The organism is Sporomusa acidovorans, from assembly GCF_900101845.1.
Taxonomy (GTDB): Bacteria; Bacillota; Negativicutes; order Sporomusales; family Sporomusaceae; genus Sporomusa; species Sporomusa acidovorans.
Genome location: NZ_FNAM01000052.1, coordinates 15,804 through 35,311 on the forward strand (window position 1 = coordinate 15,804; position 19,508 = coordinate 35,311).

19 protein-coding genes, 5 tRNA genes, 1 pseudogene and 1 other annotated feature are annotated in these 19,508 nt (G+C 45.9%); all 25 genes and pseudogenes read left to right on the forward strand.

Going from position 1 to position 19,508, the window contains the following annotated elements; genetic code table 11:
* Positions 1–274: 274 nt before the first annotated feature.
* Entirely contained in the window at positions 275–1,408 is a 1,134-nt protein-coding gene (locus tag BLR65_RS24305; protein ID WP_169717059.1) for a PIN/TRAM domain-containing protein, read from the forward strand.
* Between the two features lie 66 nt (positions 1,409–1,474).
* Positions 1,475–2,134, forward strand: a pseudogene (ispD, locus tag BLR65_RS31920) (2-C-methyl-D-erythritol 4-phosphate cytidylyltransferase); the annotation flags it as partial.
* A 33-nt stretch (positions 2,135–2,167) separates the two neighbouring features.
* On the forward strand, positions 2,168–2,650 hold the full coding sequence (ispF, locus tag BLR65_RS31925) for a 2-C-methyl-D-erythritol 2,4-cyclodiphosphate synthase (RefSeq protein ID WP_245693023.1): 483 nt from the start codon (positions 2,168–2,170) through the stop codon (positions 2,648–2,650).
* Between the two features lie 80 nt (positions 2,651–2,730).
* Complete coding sequence (locus tag BLR65_RS24315) at positions 2,731–3,012, forward strand: hypothetical protein (RefSeq protein WP_245693021.1); 282 nt, start codon at positions 2,731–2,733, stop codon at positions 3,010–3,012.
* 131 nt (positions 3,013–3,143) lie between these two features.
* The gene (gene gltX, locus BLR65_RS24320; RefSeq protein WP_093796747.1) at positions 3,144–4,604 is read left to right on the forward strand and encodes a glutamate--tRNA ligase; all 1,461 of its coding nucleotides are present in this window, start codon (positions 3,144–3,146) and stop codon (positions 4,602–4,604) included.
* 150 nt (positions 4,605–4,754) lie between these two features.
* Positions 4,755–4,968 (forward strand) — a binding site (T-box leader).
* Between the two features lie 84 nt (positions 4,969–5,052).
* Positions 5,053–5,727: a serine O-acetyltransferase gene (gene cysE / locus BLR65_RS24325; RefSeq protein ID WP_093796748.1), complete on the forward strand. Its 675-nt coding sequence runs from the start codon at positions 5,053–5,055 to the stop codon at positions 5,725–5,727.
* On the forward strand, positions 5,717–7,159 hold the full coding sequence (cysS, locus tag BLR65_RS24330) for a cysteine--tRNA ligase (protein WP_093796749.1): 1,443 nt from the start codon (positions 5,717–5,719) through the stop codon (positions 7,157–7,159). Before cysE ends, cysS begins: the two co-directional genes overlap by 11 nt.
* Entirely contained in the window at positions 7,156–7,641 is a 486-nt protein-coding gene (locus BLR65_RS24335) for a Mini-ribonuclease 3 (protein ID WP_093796750.1), read from the forward strand. Before cysS ends, BLR65_RS24335 begins: the two co-directional genes overlap by 4 nt.
* A gap of 21 nt (positions 7,642–7,662) precedes the next feature.
* Complete coding sequence (thyX, locus tag BLR65_RS24340; RefSeq protein ID WP_093796751.1) at positions 7,663–8,352, forward strand: FAD-dependent thymidylate synthase; 690 nt, start codon at positions 7,663–7,665, stop codon at positions 8,350–8,352.
* 41 nt (positions 8,353–8,393) lie between these two features.
* Positions 8,394–9,449 carry an HD-GYP domain-containing protein gene (locus BLR65_RS24345; RefSeq protein ID WP_093796752.1) on the forward strand — a complete coding sequence of 352 codons (1,056 nt, stop codon included), beginning with the start codon at positions 8,394–8,396 and terminating at the stop codon, positions 9,447–9,449.
* 121 nt (positions 9,450–9,570) lie between these two features.
* Positions 9,571–10,323: a 23S rRNA (guanosine(2251)-2'-O)-methyltransferase RlmB gene (rlmB, locus tag BLR65_RS24350; protein ID WP_093796753.1), complete on the forward strand. Its 753-nt coding sequence runs from the start codon at positions 9,571–9,573 to the stop codon at positions 10,321–10,323.
* Positions 10,320–11,711, forward strand: coding sequence for a VanW family protein (locus BLR65_RS24355; RefSeq protein ID WP_093796754.1), 1,392 nt, complete (start codon positions 10,320–10,322; stop codon positions 11,709–11,711). Before rlmB ends, BLR65_RS24355 begins: the two co-directional genes overlap by 4 nt.
* A gap of 42 nt (positions 11,712–11,753) precedes the next feature.
* Complete coding sequence (locus tag BLR65_RS24360; protein WP_093796755.1) at positions 11,754–12,272, forward strand: NYN domain-containing protein; 519 nt, start codon at positions 11,754–11,756, stop codon at positions 12,270–12,272.
* A gap of 165 nt (positions 12,273–12,437) precedes the next feature.
* Positions 12,438–13,178 carry an RNA polymerase sporulation sigma factor SigH gene (sigH, locus tag BLR65_RS24365; RefSeq protein ID WP_093796756.1) on the forward strand — a complete coding sequence of 247 codons (741 nt, stop codon included), beginning with the start codon at positions 12,438–12,440 and terminating at the stop codon, positions 13,176–13,178.
* Positions 13,179–13,258: 80 nt separating this feature from the next.
* Positions 13,259–14,356 (forward strand): 6-phosphofructokinase, encoded by a 1,098-nt coding sequence (locus BLR65_RS24370; RefSeq protein ID WP_093796757.1) that lies wholly within the window; start codon positions 13,259–13,261, stop codon positions 14,354–14,356.
* 221 nt (positions 14,357–14,577) lie between these two features.
* Positions 14,578–15,282, forward strand: a complete 705-nt coding sequence (locus BLR65_RS24375) for a DUF421 domain-containing protein (RefSeq protein WP_093796758.1) — start codon at positions 14,578–14,580, stop codon at positions 15,280–15,282.
* 97 nt (positions 15,283–15,379) lie between these two features.
* Positions 15,380–15,901: an NUDIX hydrolase gene (locus tag BLR65_RS24380; protein ID WP_093796759.1), complete on the forward strand. Its 522-nt coding sequence runs from the start codon at positions 15,380–15,382 to the stop codon at positions 15,899–15,901.
* A gap of 3 nt (positions 15,902–15,904) precedes the next feature.
* Complete coding sequence (locus tag BLR65_RS24385; protein WP_093796760.1) at positions 15,905–16,705, forward strand: undecaprenyl-diphosphate phosphatase; 801 nt, start codon at positions 15,905–15,907, stop codon at positions 16,703–16,705.
* Between the two features lie 153 nt (positions 16,706–16,858).
* Positions 16,859–17,320 (forward strand): chemotaxis protein CheX, encoded by a 462-nt coding sequence (locus tag BLR65_RS24390; RefSeq protein ID WP_093796761.1) that lies wholly within the window; start codon positions 16,859–16,861, stop codon positions 17,318–17,320.
* A gap of 84 nt (positions 17,321–17,404) precedes the next feature.
* A tRNA-Thr gene (locus BLR65_RS24395) sits at positions 17,405–17,480 on the forward strand.
* Positions 17,481–17,603: 123 nt separating this feature from the next.
* Positions 17,604–17,688, forward strand: a tRNA-Tyr gene (locus BLR65_RS24400).
* A 19-nt stretch (positions 17,689–17,707) separates the two neighbouring features.
* Positions 17,708–17,783: transfer RNA gene (locus tag BLR65_RS24405), tRNA-Met, on the forward strand.
* 235 nt (positions 17,784–18,018) lie between these two features.
* Positions 18,019–18,094 (forward strand) — tRNA-Thr (locus tag BLR65_RS24410).
* 9 nt (positions 18,095–18,103) lie between these two features.
* A tRNA-Met gene (locus BLR65_RS24415) sits at positions 18,104–18,180 on the forward strand.
* A gap of 288 nt (positions 18,181–18,468) precedes the next feature.
* Positions 18,469–19,508 (forward strand): elongation factor Tu (gene tuf, locus BLR65_RS24420; protein ID WP_093796762.1); only part of this gene is annotated, 1,040 nt, incomplete at its 3' end.

A 19,508-nucleotide genomic window follows, 5' to 3' on the forward strand; every position in this document is an offset into this window, starting at 1 on the left:
GGTTGTCAATGTCAGTCGGAAGAAAACTTCGATTTGCTATAAATCAGCTATTGTTTATTGTTAAATTATTATTGAAGTGAATCATTGACAATAAAGAAATATACATGCTACAATATATCCTTTTGACAAAGTCTTAAAACCTGTGATATACTGAAGCCGAATACAGCCAGGATGGTTTTTCATCTGGACGTATTTTTTTATTAAAAGTAGGACATAATAAAAATGGATTTCCACTTTTTGGAATACTGCGTCAAACGGAAAGGAGGTTAAACGTATGATTGACAGGACACTTAGAATCATTATTACCATACTGGCTGCAGTTGGCGGACTGATGATCACTGATAGGGTTGTGCCGCTTATGGCATCTGTGATAAGTGAAGAATTTTTGAAAATTGGCGTATTTGGCATTACCATGACGACGATTCTTTCTTTTATTTTTGGTGGGTTGCTCGGGGGAATTGTTGGCTTTTTAGTTGCGCCGTTTTTGCTTAAACACTTATGGCATTTAACATATTGGCTAGAGTTACGCCTAAACAAGATGCCTGGCTATGATGTGCTGGCAGGTGTGCTGGGGTTAGCTATTGGACTAATAATTTCTAATTTACTTGGGTCAGCTTTTTTGCCGATTCCGATTGTCGGCAAATATGTTCCGCTCGTATTGAGTGTTATTTTGGGTTATCTTGGTGTCAATGTAGCTATCAGAAAACGGGAAGAGATATTCAATATGTTTTCCAGTCTGCCGACATTGCCTTGGATTAACCGCGAGGGAAAAGAACGTGTTAAGGATAATTTTAAAAGCGACGGCATGTGTCAGGCTAAGATTTTAGATACCAGCGTTATTATTGATGGCCGGATTGCTGATATTTGCCGAAGCGGTTTTATTGAGGGCATGCTTATTATTCCAACATTTGTTCTGGAGGAACTGCAACATATCGCAGATTCTTCTGATCTCTTGAAGCGCAATCGCGGGCGACGTGGGCTGGACATTTTGAATCGTATGCAAAAAGAACTGGCGTTAAACGTCCATATTGAGAATCGTGATTTTGAGGATATTGCCGAAGTCGATTCCAAACTTATTAAACTGGGCCAGCTTTTACAGGCCAAGGTTATCACTAATGATTATAACCTGAACAAAGTTGCCGAGCTCCAGGGCGTTTCTGTCCTTAATATTAATGAGTTGTCCAATGCCGTTAAACCGGTCGTGCTGCCAGGGGAAGAAATGGTCGTGCATGTTGTTAAGGACGGTAAGGAATTTGGTCAGGGTGTGGCCTATCTTGATGATGGCACGATGATTGTTGTGGACGGAGGTAAAAAACATATTGGTGAGACGGTGGGCGTTTTGGTCACATCTGTCTTGCAAACAGCCGCCGGTCGAATGATTTTTGCTAAACCTAAAGCTGTAATGTGATTACAGGCCTCCAAGCCTTCGGGCTTGGAGGCTTTTAGATTGTAAGTTTGGGGGGAAGGTAAATCCATGGTATGTGTAATTATTGCCGCTGCCGGACAGGGGAAAAGAATGGGCAGTACGGTTAACAAAGTATTGTTGCCGCTTGCCGGCAAGCCGGTGCTGGCTCATACGATCCAGGCAGTTTGTCAGGCCAAGGCAGTAACAAGTATCATTTTGACGGCAGCTGCTGAAGAGACGGAGAAGATGAGCATGTTGCTGGCGGAGCTTAACCTGTCTATCCCCTGGCAGGTTGTTCCCGGGGGAAGTGAACGGCAGTATTCCATTGCCAATGCCTTGCAGGCGCTTCCGCCTTCCGCGAAAATTGTAGCTGTACATGACGGGGCGCGACCGCTTGCCGGCCCCGGTCTATTTGATCAGGTAATAGAAGCCGCCCGCCTGTACCAGGCTGCCGTTGCTGCCGTACCGGTTAAGGATACCATTAAGATTACCGATCATTCCGGCTGGGTAACAGACACGCCGGAGCGTTCTACTCTGTGGTCGGTACAAACGCCCCAGGCCTTTGACCGTCAATTGCTTGCCTCAGCCTATGAACTGGCAGCCAAGGAAGGCTATCTCGGTACAGATGACGCCTCTTTGGTGGAAAGGCTGGGAGCGCGCGTAAAGGTTGTCGCCGGCAGCTATCAGAATATGAAACTGACGACGCCGGAGGATTTACATTTTGCCGAAACAGTATTGGCAAAGCGACAGGCGGCCAAGCCTGTGATTCGTGCTGGTATTGGTTATGATGTACATCGCTTAGTTCCTGAACGCCGACTTATTCTTGGCGGGGTTGCTGTTCCTTATGAATTGGGCCTGGCTGGACACTCGGATGCCGATGTGTTGCTGCATGCCGTTAAAGATGCATTGCTGGGTGCGGCAGGATTGGGTGATATCGGCAAACATTTTCCGGATACCGATGAACGTTATAAAGGAATTTCCAGTATGAAGCTTTTGGCTGAGGTACATAAGCTATTGAATAATCATGGATATATTGTTAATAATATTGATGCAACGATTGTGGCGCAAAAACCCAAACTGGCCGCCTATATTGCGCAAATGAACAGTAATATCGCAGCGGCTTTGGATATTGACGTCACTCAAGTTAATGTTAAGGCTACCACAACAGAAGGATTAGGTTTCGCCGGACAGGGTGAAGGAGTGGCGGCATATGCGACAGCCACCATCGCTTCGGTACAAGCTTAACACCCGTGAAATAACCTGTATAAAAGCCAGTCTACGGCACATATTATGGATAATAAGATTATATGGCTGGAGGGCAGATTATGCAGAGAATAAGGAAAAAGCTCATCGCTATTATAGTACTGTCAATACTCATGATTGGCTATCCATCCTCAGTACTGGCAGCAGATTTTAGTTTTAGTGTCAATATTGTCCGGCAGGACGGAGCTACCTGCGGCGAGTTATGGTTAAATGATAAAGTCGTATGGCGGCTGGCAATTTTGGCAGATGGGGCGAAACCGGTATTTGCCAATGCTAACTCGGCTAACACAACCCTGGTGATTCCCGATATTGTGAATGGTATGTTTGTCCTCAAAGTTGAATAACAACCTAAAGGTGTGCTGCCGGCAAATCCTGCAGCCGCTTTTTATTTTGCATGCCGACGCAGAATCTGCTAAAATATACAATGATTGACACAGGCCTGTTACTGCCAAATACATGGAAGGGGTATATATAAATGGAACAAGAACTTAGAGTGCGGTTTGCACCCAGCCCGACAGGGCCTTTTCATATTGGAGGAGCCCGGTCGGCGCTGTTTAACTGGTTGTTGGCCCGCAAAGAAGGCGGAAAGCTTATTTTGAGGATCGAAGATACCGATTTAGAGCGTTCGACCCGGGAATCTGAGGAAAACATTAAGGCGGCGCTGCGCTGGCTCGGCATTGAATGGGACGAGGGAATAGATATCGGCGGTGACTATGGCCCTTATCGTCAGACGGAACGTCTGGATATTTATCGTCAGTATACAAAAAAACTGCTTGACGCCGGGCAAGCCTATTACTGCTATTGTACGGAAGAAGAACTCGATGCTGAGCGCCAGCAACAAATGGATAAGGGGGAAACCCCCCGTTATAACGGCCGCTGCCGCCAGTTAAGCGAGGCGGACCGCAACCGGTTTATTGCCGAAGGACGTAAGCCTACCGTGCGTTTTCGTGTGCCCGATAATCAGCAAATTATTTTCAAAGATTTGGTAAGAGGCACTGTCAGTTTTGAATCAAATGGTGTGGGCGATTTTGTTATTGTCAAATCTGACGGCATTCCGGTGTATAATTATGCTGTGGTGCTTGACGACGCTTTGATGAAGATTACCCATGTTATCCGGGCGGAAGAACACTTGTCCAATACACCCCGGCAGATATTGCTTTATCAGGCACTTGGCCTGCCATTGCCCCAGTTCGGTCATATTTCTCTTATTCTGGGCAAAGATCGGACTAAAATGAGCAAACGCCATGGTGCCACCTCGGTTGAACAATATAAAAATCTCGGATATCTACCGGAGGGGATTGTCAATTTCCTGGCGCTTTTAGGCTGGGCCCCTGCCGGCGAGCAGGAAATATTCAGCCCAGAAGAACTTATTCGGGAATTCTCGATGGACAGAGTTGCCAAAAACCCCGCGGTTTTTGACGTGGATAAGCTGAACCATATCAACGCGCATTACATAAAGCAGGCAAGTCCGGACAGGATTACCGAACTGGCCTTGCCGCATTTACGGGCAGCCGGTTATATCGGCGAAGAAATGACACCGGAGCAACATGCTTGGCTGGTAAAGGTAGTGGCCGAACTTCAGGGATATATCAGCTATGCTGCCCAAATAACCGAACATATTGGCGTGTTCTTTAATGATGATATCAACTTTGAGAATGAAGAGGCTCACGAAATTATGAGGGACCCCGATATTCCCAAGGTAATGGAGGCCTTTAAACTTAAGCTGGCGGCACTGGAACCGGTAGAACCGGCAGCCGTGCAGGCAATTTTAAAGGGAATTACCAAGGAGTTGAAATTGGGTGGTAAAAAAGTCTATATGCCTGTACGTATTGCGATAACAGGCAAAATGCACGGGCCGGAATTGATTAATTTGATTCCGCTAATTGGTAAAGAACGCACTCTAGCCAGGATGGATTGCCTGCTTGCCAAAATCTAAGTAATAATAAAATTGTGCGGTGTCGTTTCTGATTGAAGAAATTGTGCAAAGTACGAGGGATATTTGAGTGGTTGAAGTCAATTTGCCGGCTTGACATGGTCAACCTGCCGTGAGTATAATTTATTCATAAAACTATTTTTAAAACAAATGACAAATGCAACGATCAGAAGAAGTACGCGTTTACCCCCCTCAGAGAGGTGCTGTCACCGGCTGTAAGCAGTGCTGGGAATGGATTCGCCGAAATGCGTCTGGTAGCAGGCTGGCCGAAATTTAAGCAGTAGGTCATCCCGGATACTGCCGTTATCAGTGTAAAGCAGGGGTATTATACCCAAGCAGAGTGGAACCACGGGCCACCGTCTCTGTATAGGAGAGGGTGGCTTTATTTTTTGGACCCGGACTATATATTTCAGTAACGCTCCTAAATAAATTAAGCTAGGGAGGGAATTCTATGTTTACCCGGATAAAAAAAGACATCGCCGTGGTCTTCGAACGTGACCCGGCAGCCAAGAGTGTGCTGGAGGTATTGTTATGTTATCCCGGTCTGCATGCCATCTGGCTGTACCGTATTTCGCACTATTTATTTAAGCGCGGCTGGGTGCTGGTGCCGCGGATGATTTGTTACTTTAACCGCCTGTTAACCGGTGTAGATATCCATCCCGGCGCAACGATCGGCGAAGGATTGTTTATTGACCATGCAACAGGTGTGGTTATTGGCGAGACCTGTGTAATCGGCAAGAATGTAACCTTATATCAAGGGGTGACATTAGGGGGGACGGGAAAAGAAAAAGGCAAACGCCATCCCACAATCGGTAATAATGTTGTTGTTGCCAGCGGTGCTAAAGTCCTCGGCTCGTTTACAGTGGGAGACAACTCCAAAATTGGAGCGGGTTCTGTTGTGCTGCGGGAAGTGCCGCCTAATTCGACTGTTGTCGGTATACCGGGTAAGATTGTGTGGCATGATGGCGTGAAAGTAGGCCGCCCAGGCGGCGACGAAATCGATCTTGAACATGATAATTTGCCGGACCCCGTCGCCGAGATGATGAATTGTATGCAACGCAATATCAAAAGGCTGGAAAGACGTATTGAACAGTTGGAAAAGGAGTTGGAACAGCGTGAGTCTTAAGGTCTATAACACACTGACCAAGCAAAAAGAAGAATTTAAACCGCTGACACCGGGCAAAGTTAAAATGTACGTATGCGGTGTCACGCCTTATAATCACCCGCACATCGGCAATGCCCGGCCGTTTATCACCTGGGATGTAATCCGCCGCTATCTTGAATTTTCCGGTTATGAGGTATATCATATTCAAAACTTTACCGATGTAGATGATAAAATTATCAAAACGGCTAACACCGAGCACGTTACCTGGGATGTAATTGCCAACAGGTATATTGCCTCTTATTTTGAGGTCATGGATAAACTTGGCATCCGTCGGGCCCATGTATATCCTAGAGTTTCCGAACATATCCCTGATATTGTGGCGATGGTTAAAACGCTGATTGATAAAGGCTTTGCTTATGAAGTTGACGGCGATGTCTACTACAGTGTGCAGGATTTTCCAGGTTACGGAAAATTAAGCGGCCGCAACCTGGAGGATATGAAAGCCGGGGCAAGGATTGATGTGGATGAACGCAAAAAACATCCGATGGACTTTGCTCTATGGAAAAGTGCAAAACCGGGTGAACCATCCTGGCAGAGTCCCTGGGGACAGGGAAGACCGGGTTGGCATATTGAATGCTCGGTGATGTCCTGTAAATATCTCGGGGCCAGCTTTGACCTTCACGGTGGCGGCAGTGATCTGATATTTCCGCACCATGAAAACGAAATTGCGCAATCGGAAGCCTTCACCGGTATTGAACCTTTTGTCAGGTATTGGCTGCATAATGGGTTTATTACTGTTAATGAAGAAAAAATGAGCAAATCGCTGGGTAACTTCTTCTTAGTTGTTGACATCTTGGAACACTTCCAGCCGGAAGTATTACGGTTTTTTATTTTATCTACCCATTACCGGAGTCCTTTGGATTTTAACGATGAACGACTGCAGGAGGCCGGACGCAGCTTGGACAGATTAAAGACTGCTAAGGCTAACCTACAACAATTGAAAACCTTACCGGCGGCAAATGGCGGTGAAGATTCTCAGGAACTCACGCAGGCCGCGATTAAGGCTATGCATGAATTTACAGCCGCGATGGACGATGATTTTAATACAGCATTAGCAATTAGTACGATGTTTGGTCTGGCCAAAGAGATTAACATCTATCATAGTAAAATTACCGGCGGCAAAGCAGGTCTTGACGCCGGGGCCTTGGAACAGGCGGGCGATACGTTTGACCAGATGGCTGAAATCCTGGGAATCCTGAATGACAGCACGGCTGCTGCCCAGGATGGCAATGAAGAGTTAATCAATGAGCTTATGCAGATCATTATTGATATCCGGCAGGAAGCCCGCAAGAAAAAAGAGTGGGCGACAGCCGATCAGATTAGGGATAGACTGGCCGCGGCCGGTATTATTCTCGAAGATTCACCGCAAGGTGTAAGGTGGAAGCGACAGTGAAATTTAATCATTTTCAAAGTTTGGTGGATAATTTTTTTACAGTCAACGAAGCCGGGGAACTATCCCCGGCTAAATATCAGAATATCCCGGTTGACAGGCTGCCGGCCCTGGTGCTGGCTTATCTTGGCGATGCCTATTTTACGTTATATGTTCGTACCCGGTTGCTGGGTTATGAGCAAAATAAGGTCAGAGTGCTGCACACCTTTGACGCTAAAATTGTCTCCGCCGTTATGCAGGCGAAAGCGGTCAAAATGCTAAAAAATGAGCTTTCGCCGGAGGAGGCGGATATTGTGAGACGGGGGCGCAATGCCAAATCGACCGTACCCAAGAGCGCCACAATTGCTGAATATCGCCTGGCTACCGGATTCGAGGCACTTATTGGTTATCTTTATTTGCAGAAACAGGAAGCCAGATTGTCAGAAATTGTTGACAAGGCTTTCGCTATTATTTCCCGGGAAATGACAAACATTTCCCCTAAATAACAAAAAGGGAGAGGTGACGTCATGAAAGTAAAATTACTTAAATATACGCCTGAACCGGAGCGAGCGGTAGCCATGTCAGCGCGCCTTTGCTATTCGGCAGCCGGTGCAGCAGAATTGGAACAAAGCATGTCTGAAGCCCAAGTCGGTAATTTACTAAAAAAGCTTAGCGATATGGGGCATTTGTCGACATTTGAGCATGCCAGTTTTACCTTTGCCATTGAAGGAGTTTCCCGGGTGCTTACTCATCAGCTTGTTCGTCATCGTATTGCCTCTTACTCGCAGCAGTCCCAGCGTTATGTCGCCGAACACGGCTTCGAATATATCATACCGCCGAGCATTGCTGCCAGACCGGAAGCCAAGGCCAAGCTGGCTGCGCTTATGGGTGAGGTGCAAAAGACCTATGATGAAATGGTGAAATTAGGGGTGCATCAGGAAGACGCCCGGTACGTACTCGCCAATGCTACTGAAACAAAAATTGTTGTCACCATGAATGCCCGGTCGCTCTTGCATTTTTTTGAAAAACGTTGTTGCCAGCGGGCCCAATGGGAAATACGCGATTTAGCCAACGCGATGCTGGCAGAAGTACAGGCTGTGGCTCCGCGTCTGTTTGTTAAAGCCGGACCTGCCTGTGTAACCAGCGGTTATTGCCCTGAAGGCGCAATGTCATGTGGCCGTTTGGCAGGAATTGAAGCCAATAAGGAGAAAATATAAACTAGAATTTAGATTTAACTTAAAACCTGGAGGGTGTTGGCGTGCGGCGTATTCTTCGTGAAAGTGTTAAAGTTGGGATGACACTGGCTCAGCCGGTATATGGAGTTAATGGTCAGATTGTCTTAAACAGCGGTGTAGAGTTGAGCGATTTTCATATTTCCAAGTTAGTGGAAATGGATGTAAAATATATTTATATTCAGGGACAGGCCCCGTTGATTGATGAAGATGACACCGTAGCCCAAAATGCCAAGAATGAGTTTATTTTGGCTGCTCATTTGGCGCTTGACGAAATACAGGTAGGTAAATATGTTGAAACCGGCACAATAAAAAGCCGGGTACTGGCACTTTTAGACGAGGGTTGTATGCTTAAAGACATTCAACCGGTATTTACCGCTATGCAGAATTGTAATGACTATTTATTCAAACATGCTGTCTGTGGCTATTTCTATGCGATGTTGATGGGGATACATTATGGTATCAAGGGGGAGCGGCTGAGAGATTTAGGGTTGGGCGCTCTGCTGCGTGATGTGGGAATGCTGACGATATCACGCGATATCATCAATAAGCCAGGCTCCTTGACGCCGGAAGAGATGGCTGTCGTCAAACAGCATACCGAAAAAGGCTATGATATACTAAGGCGAAATCCGGAAATAAGTTTATCTGCCGCCAACTGCGCCTTGCAACATCATGAACGGTTTAATGGCAGTGGCTACCCCCGGGGCACAAAAGCCAGCAATATTCATGAGTTTGCACAAATTACCGCTCTGGCAGACGTGTATTCTTCGATGACGGCAAATACTCCCTACCGTAAAGCATTGTCTGTTTATGATACTTTGGCCATTATTGCGAAGGCGGGAGCCGCTTATTTTAATCCTGAACTGATCCGGGTATTGGCCGGCAATATTGCGATCTATCCGCTGGGAGCGGTTGTTCATTTGAATGATAAAACCGTAGGCATTGTCAATGACTATGCTGATGAATTGAGAACAAAACCCATTTTGCATATCGTTAGAAATCAATCCGGTGAACGTGTTAACCAAGTAGTAACAATTGATATGGAAAATAGTCCTGGTCTTTACATTGCCGAGGTTTCTTGACAGTTGCGGCGAATAGTTTAACAGATTTGGACAAACGGCAGGATTATATTCTGCCGTTTTTTCATAATAAATAATAAGAAAACTCTCTACAGAACACGGCAATAGCCGGAGGAGGATAATTATGTCGGAAGATGCAGAAATCATAGTAGGACGCAATAGTGTGCTTGAGGCGCTAAGAGCCGGACGCTCCCTCAATAAGATTCTTGTAGCCAAGGGTGAGCGACAGGGCTCGATCCGCGAAATTATCAGTGAGGCCCGCGAACGGGGATTGATTATCCAAGAAGTGGATGTTGCCAAACTGGATCAACTGTCGGCGGGAGTGCGGCATCAAGGCGTAGTCGTCATGGCAGCACCGGTGGCTTATGTTGATATTGATGAAATATTATCGGCTGCCCACGATAAAGATGAGCCGCCATTTCTTGTTTTACTGGATGAGCTTGCTGATCCGCATAATGTTGGCGCCATCTTGCGGACAGCAGATGCCACCGGTGTTCATGGTGTACTTATTCCCAAGCGGCGCAGTTGCCCACTGACCCAGACTGTGGCGAAAACATCGGCAGGTGCGGTGGAACATGTACCTGTTGCCAGAATCGGTAATATAGCGCAAACACTTAAGCTCTTAAAAAAACAGGGGCTGTGGGTAGTAGGCGCCGATATGGACGGAACCCAGAATTATTATGAGGCTGATCTTACAGGACCTGTTGTAATTGTAGTCGGCAATGAAGGCGAAGGCATGGGACGCCTGACAAAGGAGGCTTGTGATTTTATTGTTAAGATTCCTATGCGGGGGCAAATTGCTTCGTTAAATGCCTCGGTGGCCTGTTCGCTCCTGTTGTATGAAGTTTTAAGACAGAGGGAGATGAGGAAAAAGTGAGACGCCGGGTGGGGATTATTCTGGCAGTGACAATCGTGATCATAGGTCTTGCTTGTTGGCTGGCCAGACCACTATTTTCCCAAACTGTTTATGCAGGGGTGTCTGTTGCGAACGTAGAAGTTGGCGGGAAGACTCATGAGGAAATAGGCCAATTGCTTGCTATGTGGCAAAAAGATCAAAGAGCCAGACCCATCCTCTTATCCTATGAGAACACAACTTTTCGTATCGAACCCGATACTATCGATTACAGTATCGATGCAGAAGCAACAGCCGCTACGGTTTGGCAGTATGGCCGCGAGGGTTCTTTGTGGAGCCGGTTAAAAAAAATTCATAAAGCGGAGACTGAGGGCTGGTCTATTCCTCTAAAAATCAAGTATAATGAAGATAAATTAAACAGTATAGCGGAACAATTACGCGAGACCGTGAGCCGGCCGCCGCGCAATGCGACCTTGAGTCTGCAGACAGGCGCGATTGTGCCTGAACAGGATGGACTTGATTTGAGCGTTTCCGAGCTAAAAGAATTGGTATTACTGGCGCTTAACCGGACGGATAGCAACCTAGTTACTCTGCCGGTTACTTCTGTTCATCCGGAAATTACAGCCAGTGACCTTGAAAATAACGGCATCAGGGAACTTGTCGCGATATATACTACTTTGTTTAATACCGAAGATGGTAACCGTTCGGCCAATGTAAAATTATCGGCGCAAAAGATTAACGGCAAATTAGTTTATCCTGGCCAAATTTTTTCCTATAATGATACGGTGGGGCCACGGGAAAAGTCCCAGGGTTTCAAAGAAGCCATGGAGTTAATTAACGGGGAATTGGTGCCGGGGGTGGGCGGTGGTGTGTGCCAGGTATCGTCAACTTTGTATAATGCAGTGCTTCTGGCCGGACTTGACATTGTTGAACGTACGAATCATTCCAAACCACTTTCTTATGTGCCGCTAGGGCGGGATGCGACGGTTGTTTATAATATGCTTGATTTTAAATTTATGAATAATAGTCCGGCGCCGATTATGGTTATGGCGGAAACCGTAGACAACAAACTGATTGTAGGTATATTTGGTCAGAAGGTGCTGGAAAAAAACATTGATATTATTACTGCGCAGCAGCAGGTTATCCAGCCCGCTATTGTAAAAAAAGCCGATCCGGCGCTGTTGCCTGGTCAGACAAAAGTCGAAAAACAAGGGAAACCCGGATATGAGGTAACGGTTGTCCGTGTTATACGGGATAGTACCGGCAAGGAACTAAAACGCGAAATTGTTTCACGGGATACATATGCTCCGGATAATACTTTAATAAAATTCGGTTCAGAGACTAAACCGGTACAATCAGAGATGCAATCGGTTCAAGAACGCCCCTTTGTGTTACCCGGAGTAACCCCATAGGCCGTCTGAAACTGATGCCATAAGAATGGAGAATCTTTCTCGATGGAATTGTTAATTGTCGACGGCTATAATGTGATAAACGCTTGGCCTGAACTTATCGCCTTAACGGATAATTTGGAATATGCCCGTGATAAACTTGTGGACATACTTAGTGAGTATGGCGCATATAAAAGATTCAGAACAATAATTGTGTTCGATGCCCATATGGTGATAGGCAGGGCTGTCACTCAAAATCAAAATAAAATATTGGAGGTGGTTTATACCAGGGAAGGGGAAACCGCTGACAGTTATATCGAAAAACTTGTATACGATCTTGGCCGTCAAAATAAACGGATGTATGTTGTGACTTCTGACTGGGCTGAACAAATGTTTGTTCTAGGGGCCGGGGCCTACCGAATATCGGCGCGGGAGTTGAAAAACGATGTTGCCGCAGTTAAAAGGGAGATTGCGGCCGGTCTTTCTGTAAAAGTATTAGCACGGGATCGCCATGAACTGGGCAATCGGTTAGAAAAAGATATCTTAAAACGCCTTGATGCTATGCGGCGTGATGGGCTTGACTAACTTTGCTTCAGCAAGTATAATTTATTGTGACAGACATGTGGCGATGCTGCGGCACTAAGTTCTTTAGTGCATTTTTATTTTTATGATATGCAAGTGGCCGCACATAGAAGCGGTAGGCTAACGCCATTTTACAGACGGCAAAAGAAAACTAGTGGGGGCGATGCGATGCGGGTAAATACTCAACGCGATCTGTATGGTTGTTTTGACAACTTAACTGATGAAGAAATAGTATTCGACGCCAAAGATAATGACAACACGGTCGCTCTGGAGTATTTGATTAACAAATATCGCAATTTCGTGCGGGCTAAAGCCAGATCGTATTTTTTAATTGGTGCGGAGCGTGAAGACATCATTCAGGAAGGCATGATCGGCTTATATAAGGCCATACGGGACTTCCGCAATGACAAGCTCTCATCCTTCAGAGCATTTGCAGAATTGTGTGTAACGCGACAAATTATAACGGCAATCAAGACGGCCACCCGTCAGAAGCATATTCCCTTGAACTCATATGTTTCTTTGAATAAACCTATTTATGATGAAGATTCGGACCGCACTTTGCTAGATGTATTGTCTGGTTCCAAAGTCACTGATCCGGAAGAATTGGTCATCAGCCGTGAAGAATTTGTTGATATCGAAGAAAAAATGGGCGAAATTTTGAGCGATCTTGAGTGGAAAGTTTTAATGTCGTATCTTGATGGCAAATCGTATCAGGAAATTGCTGTTGAACTGGACCGCCATGTTAAATCGATCGATAATGCCTTGCAGCGGGTAAAACGTAAACTGGAACGGTACCTTGAAAATCGCGGTGAAGACAGTGATATTCGTGGAATGTACAAGGGGCTTACCGGTCTTAATAAAGATTCTCAAACAGAGTTAGCCGATTATAACAACAACTATGATGAATAACGCAGCAGCAAAAATGACACCATGAAGTTGGTGTCATTTTTGTATATAATTCCGGTAAAATAAGGATGAGGTGATCAAAGATGCACGCAGCAAGCAAGCTAAAAAGTATTGCCGTACTTACAGGCGGCGGTGATGCGCCAGGACTAAATGCCGTAATTCGCGCTGTTGTCAGAACTACAATTGGTTATGGATTTAAAGTATGGGGAATCAAGAATGGCTTTGGTGGTATGGTTGAGAACCAAATCATAGAAATGACAGATGATCATGTTGCCGGAATTTTGCCGCGCGGCGGTACTATACTGGGCACAACCAACCGGGATAATCCGTTTAGTTATCCTCAGTTACAGGCTGGACAAACTGTTTATCAAGATATGTCAAGCCAGGCGCTGGCTAATTTACAGCAAAGAAATATTGAAGCCCTTGTAGTAATCGGCGGTGATGGCAGTCTCAAGATAGCATCGGAATTTTATCAATTGGGGCTGCCGGTGGTCGCTGTTCCTAAAACAATTGATAATGATATACCGGGAACGGAACGAACATTCGGGTTTGATACCGCAGTTGGTGTGGCGACTGATGCTCTTGACCGGTTACATACGACTGCCGAATCGCACCACCGGGTTATGGTGCTGGAAGTTATGGGCCGGTATGCCGGCTGGATTGCCCTGCATGCAGGGATGGCCGGCGGTGCCGATTGTATTTTGCTTCCAGAAATACCTTTTAACATAGATTCAGTAATTGCTAAAATCAGGCAGCGGCAGCAGCGGGGCCGCCAATTTAGTTTGATTGTTGTCGCCGAAGGTGCCTACCCGCTGGGGGGTGAAGTTTCGGTATCACGTATTGTTGAGGGCAGTCATGAGAAAATTCGTTTGGGAGGAGCAGGAGAAAAATTAGCCCGTCAAATCGAAACGCTTATAGGGGTTGAATCTCGCTGCACGGTGTTAGGGCATGTTCAGCGCGGCGGGACGCCGACTGCTTTTGACCGAGTGCTGGCTACCCGTTATGGGGTGGCGGCTGCGGAATGTCTGCTTGAAGGCGTTTACGGCAACATGGTGGCTTTGCGGAAAAATGAAATCATTCGGGTGCCGATTGCGGATATTGCGGGTAAGGCAAATCATATAACAGCCGAGAATGAGTTATTGAAGGCCGGTCGTGCTATCGGCATATGCTTTGGAGACTAAATAGATTGTAATGGGTTATACTAAGCCCAAATATTACGTAGTTTTTAGTGGTCTGTATACTCTAAGGCTATAGGATGAATTGCGAGAGGTTTTTCGTCCTGCACGGCGGAGGAAACGTATCGGGAATATGTAAGCCGACGACAGCAAAGCAGGGCGGAAAAGATCTCGTAAGAACACTATAGAATTAGGGTTTACAGACCACTAGGCAGTGGAGGGCTGTAATGGATACCTTGGGCATTACTCTGTTTAGGGTAGTTGCAGGCATGGGCGTACTATTAATCATATTGTTAGTTACCGGTCGTCGTCAGATGAGCGAGTTTAGCTCATTTGACTTTTTAACTTCTATTACTATCGGCGCTGTGGCCGGTGCTGTCATAGTTGATCATCGAATTGAACTGGTTAGTTCCTTGATCGCCCTCCTGGCACTTGGTGGCATGCAGCTGTTTTTTGGCTGGCTCAGTATAAAAGTCCGCCCGGTTAATCACAAATTAAATTTTAAACCAATTGTGTTGGTGGAGGATGGCCAGATTATCAAACAAAATTTACGTCGGGTACGTATGCCGGTGGAAACCTTATTGCAACTTTTGCGGGAAAAAGACGTTTTTGATATTACTATTGTTGAACTTGCCATTCTTGAGCCGTATGGCAGGTTAAGTGTCTTGAAGAAGGCCGAGCACCTGCCGCTCACTCCCAGCCAAGTGAATTTCGCGGTAAGCTCTAATCGTATATTAGTGCCGGTTATTTTGGAGGGCAAATTGCAGGAAAATGCATTAGTTGAAATGGGGTTTTCGCAGCGACAGATTGAAGAATTTCGCAGTCAGTACCAAGACAGTATTCATAATGTTTTTATTGCTTTTATGGATCAAAACAAACAGTTGCATGTTGTAAATGATGATGCCCGGGGAAAAAGTGCCTTTTTACATTGAGACCCCGGAATTTTTTTTATTTAAATTTTTGTAAATATGCGGGATTCTTAGTTAAATATGATAAAATAATAATATCGTCCCTAAAAGAGAGGTAATGATGAGATATCAACGCTTTAATTTTTGTCCTCAGTGCGGCGGGCGTTTAAGCTACAAAAGGGTGGGCGAGCGTGAACGCCTCGTGTGTGAAAAATGTAGCCGGATCATGTATGAAAATCCGATTGTCGGGGTCGCCGCTATTTTGTTTGAAAACGGTGAAATTCTTCTTGGCCGCCGGGCTGCTACTGCCAGTTTTCCGGGTCTGTGGTGCATACCTTGCGGTTATGTTGAATATGATGAAGATATCCGTGCTGCTGTCAAACGAGAGTTTTTGGAGGAAACCGGGTTGTCAATTGAACCGGGAGACGTATATGCTGTGTTATCGAATTTCCACAATCCTGCGGTTCAAACGGTGGGGGTATGGTTCGAGGCTCAGGCTGTTGGTGGTTCACTTTGCCCGGGGGATGATTTGGATCAAGTGGCTTATTTTGCGCTTGATGCATTGCCGCAGTTGGCTTTTCCCACAGATAAACAAGTGGTAAACATGTTGTTGGCGGATAGTACAATGAAGTTAAGGATGTGACATATGAACGAGAATATTATTGCAGTAATTATTGGTATAGTAGAGGGACTAACCGAGTTTTTACCGATTTCTTCTACTGGTCATATGATTTTGGTAGGATCGTTATTGGGGTTTGAAGGAGAAAAAGCCAGTGTATTTGAAGTCTTTATTCAGCTAGGTGCTATTTTATCCGTACTTATATTATATCGCGATAAGTTTATTGCCATGGTGCGGCCTGGGACCATTAACATTTATGGCGGCGGATTAACGGCTATGCATGTTCTGGCTGGAATTATCCCCGTAATGGGGGTTGGATTTTTACTGCATAAACCCATAAAGACGTACCTTTTTTCTTCACATACGGTTATTATCGGGTTGGTGGCCGGGGCCATTTTAATGCTGATCGCAGAAAAAGCAGCAGGCCGGCCAACCACGCGTAATGTTGACAGTATGACAATTAAACAGGCTTTTTGGGTGGGCCTATTTCAAATTTTGGCGCTATGGCCCGGTTTTTCACGCTCCGGCTCAACCATTGCCGGCGGTTTGTTTTTTGGTTTGAGCCGCAAAGCGGCCGCTGAATTTTCCTTTATTATTGCCGTACCGCTTATGCTGGTAGCGTGTATTTATGACTTAATGAAGATTTGGGGTCAGCTTAATATGGATGATATTACGCTGTTTGCCGTTGGCTTTGTAGTTGCTTTTGTAACGGCCTATATCTCTATTGTCTGGTTTTTGCGGTTTCTTAATAACTCGACATTGGCCTCATTTGCCTATTACCGTTTTATCGTTGCCGGAATATCCTACTATTACTTTTTCCTGCGCTAGTAGTCAATGAAGATTTACAGGCAGGTATTGGTACAAACACAGGTTAAGTGCCAGCGCGGGAGCGTTACTAACACCCTGACAGAAGAAAAACGTTATGAATTTTCCAATAGATTTATTTAACTGTGCTATGATTTTACAGGAGGTGACGCCATTTTGGATGTAAAGCTCATTAACCCATTTTTGGAAGCAGTAACCACAGTTTTGCCGCAATTAGGATTTAAGGAAATTAATCGTGGCGGGCTTGCGGTTAAAGAGCATTTGATCGAGGGGCGCGGGGTAACTGTTTTAGTGGGAATTACCAAGGGTGTTAAGGGGAATGTTGCTTATAATATGTCTACTGCCACAGCTAAAAAGATTGCATCGACGATGATGATGGGAATGCCGATTGTTGAAATAGATGAAATGGTGCAAAGCGCTATTTCGGAAATGGTTAACATGGTCACGGCAAATGCCGCGACTAATTTTGAAAAACAGGGCTTGGTTGTGGATATTTCACCGCCGAATATGGTGGTTGGTTCCGAATGCGCGGTTAAGGTAAGTAATAGCAAGTACCTGTCATTAGATTTATTAGTCGATTCAGAAATCATTCAGCTCAATATCGGCATTGGATCATAAAGTAAGACATTAAAAAGATGTTGACATAGCTTAGAGACTATTATATAATAAATTTTGTCACTGAGACGAGGTCTCCAAATTCGTGCTGGCGTAGCTCAATTGGTAGAGCAGCTGACTTGTAATCAGCAGGTTGGGGGTTCAATTCCTCTCGCCAGCTCCATAAGCGGTAATAAGCAGCGATAAGCAGCGAACCATATTGTCATGAACTGTAAAGCGAAGTGAGAATATGAGTGAGTCGCTTAGTTCTGAGCGATAGCGAAGAACATCATTGAAATTAAAACCCGGAGGGATTCCCGAGTGGCTAAAGGGAGCAGACTGTAAATCTGCCGTCATTGACTTCGGTGGTTCGAATCCACCTCCCTCCACCAAGAACCCTTTCCTTCACATCGCGGGGTGGAGCAGTTGGTAGCTCGTCGGGCTCATAACCCGAAGGTCACAGGTTCAAGTCCTGTCCCCGCAACCAAGCAACTATCTTCGCTTTATAAAATCTAATTTGACTTTATAAAGCGAATGCTTTATAAAGAAGCAAACTATGTCTGCGACAAGCATGTATTTGGCACAAGGCCGCAAACGGCTTAGTAGTGTCCAGATGCTAGGCGCGACGAGCACGCGACCGGAGTCGTACTGGGAAGTACGTCGGAGGAAGCGCGCGCAGGAGCAACAACGCAGATGGGCGCTAATAAGCCGTTTGCGCTAGTGCTGGTGTAGCTCAGTCGGCAGAGCGTATCCTTGGTAAGGATAAGGTCACCGGTTCAATCCCGGTCACTAGCTCCATATTCATACGGCGGCGTAGCTCAGTTGGCTAGAGCATGCGGTTCATACCCGCAGTGTCCGGGGTTCAAATCCCTGCGCCGCCACCACAAAAAAAGCCTTGCAATCACTGCGGGGCTTTTTTATGTGTGAAAATCCTACATTTATAAAAAGCCGCCGACATGGATAAAGGTGGCAAATACAAACCGATTGATGCGCCTGATCCTTGCTAAAAGATTAATTTTCATACTCGTTTTAGCAGGATTTCGTCAGTGCGGATAGAAGATTATTTTGATAAAAAGCTTTATACTACGAGGCATTTTACTAGAGAATTTCAGAATAAGAACCTTTACTGAATTGATTTAGTTAATGATAAATTAAGGGGGGCTATTACGTAAATGGCTAAGAAAAAGTATGAAAGAACCAAACCGCATGTTAACATTGGTACCATCGGACACGTTGACCATGGTAAAACTTCACTGACTGCTGCCATTACCCTGACACTGTCGAAAACCGGCGGCGCCGAATTTATGGCCTATGACATGATCGACAAAGCTCCGGAAGAAAGAGAACGTGGCATTACCATCAACACCGCGCATGTTGAATACGAAACAGAAAAACGCCACTATGCGCACGTTGACTGCCCGGGCCACGCCGACTATGTAAAGAACATGATCACCGGTGCGGCACAAATGGACGGCGCCATCCTGGTTGTATCCGCAGCCGACGGCCCGATGCCGCAAACCCGTGAACACATCCTGCTGTCCCGTCAGGTAGGCGTGCCTGCCATGGTAGTATTCCTGAACAAATCCGACCTTGTAGACGACGCAGAATTGATGGAACTGGTAGAAATGGAAGTGCGTGAGCTCTTGTCCAGCTACGAATTCCCTGGCGATGAAATTCCGGTAGTAAGCGGTTCAGCCGTAAAAGCTTTGAACTGCGGTTGCGCTAAACGCGAATGCGAATGGTGCGGCAAGATTTTTGATCTGATGGACAAAGTTGACGAATACATTCCGACGCCGGAACGTGATACCGATAAAACCTTCCTGATGCCTGTCGAGGACGTGTTCACCATTACCGGCCGCGGCACAGTAGCAACCGGCCGTGTAGAACGTGGCGTGGTAAAAGTTGGCGATACGGTTGAAATCGTTGGTATGACCGACAAGCCGAAATCCACGGTAGTAACGGGTGTAGAAATGTTCCGCAAACTCTTGGATCAGGCAGTAGCCGGCGACAACATCGGCGCACTTTTACGCGGTATTGAGCGTAAAGAGATCGAGCGCGGACAAGTACTGGCCAAACCCGGCAGCATTAAACCGCATACCAAATTCAAATCCGAAGTATACGTACTGTCCAAAGAAGAAGGCGGCCGTCATACCCCGTTCTTTAACGGCTATCGTCCGCAATTCTATTTCCGGACAACCGACGTAACCGGCGT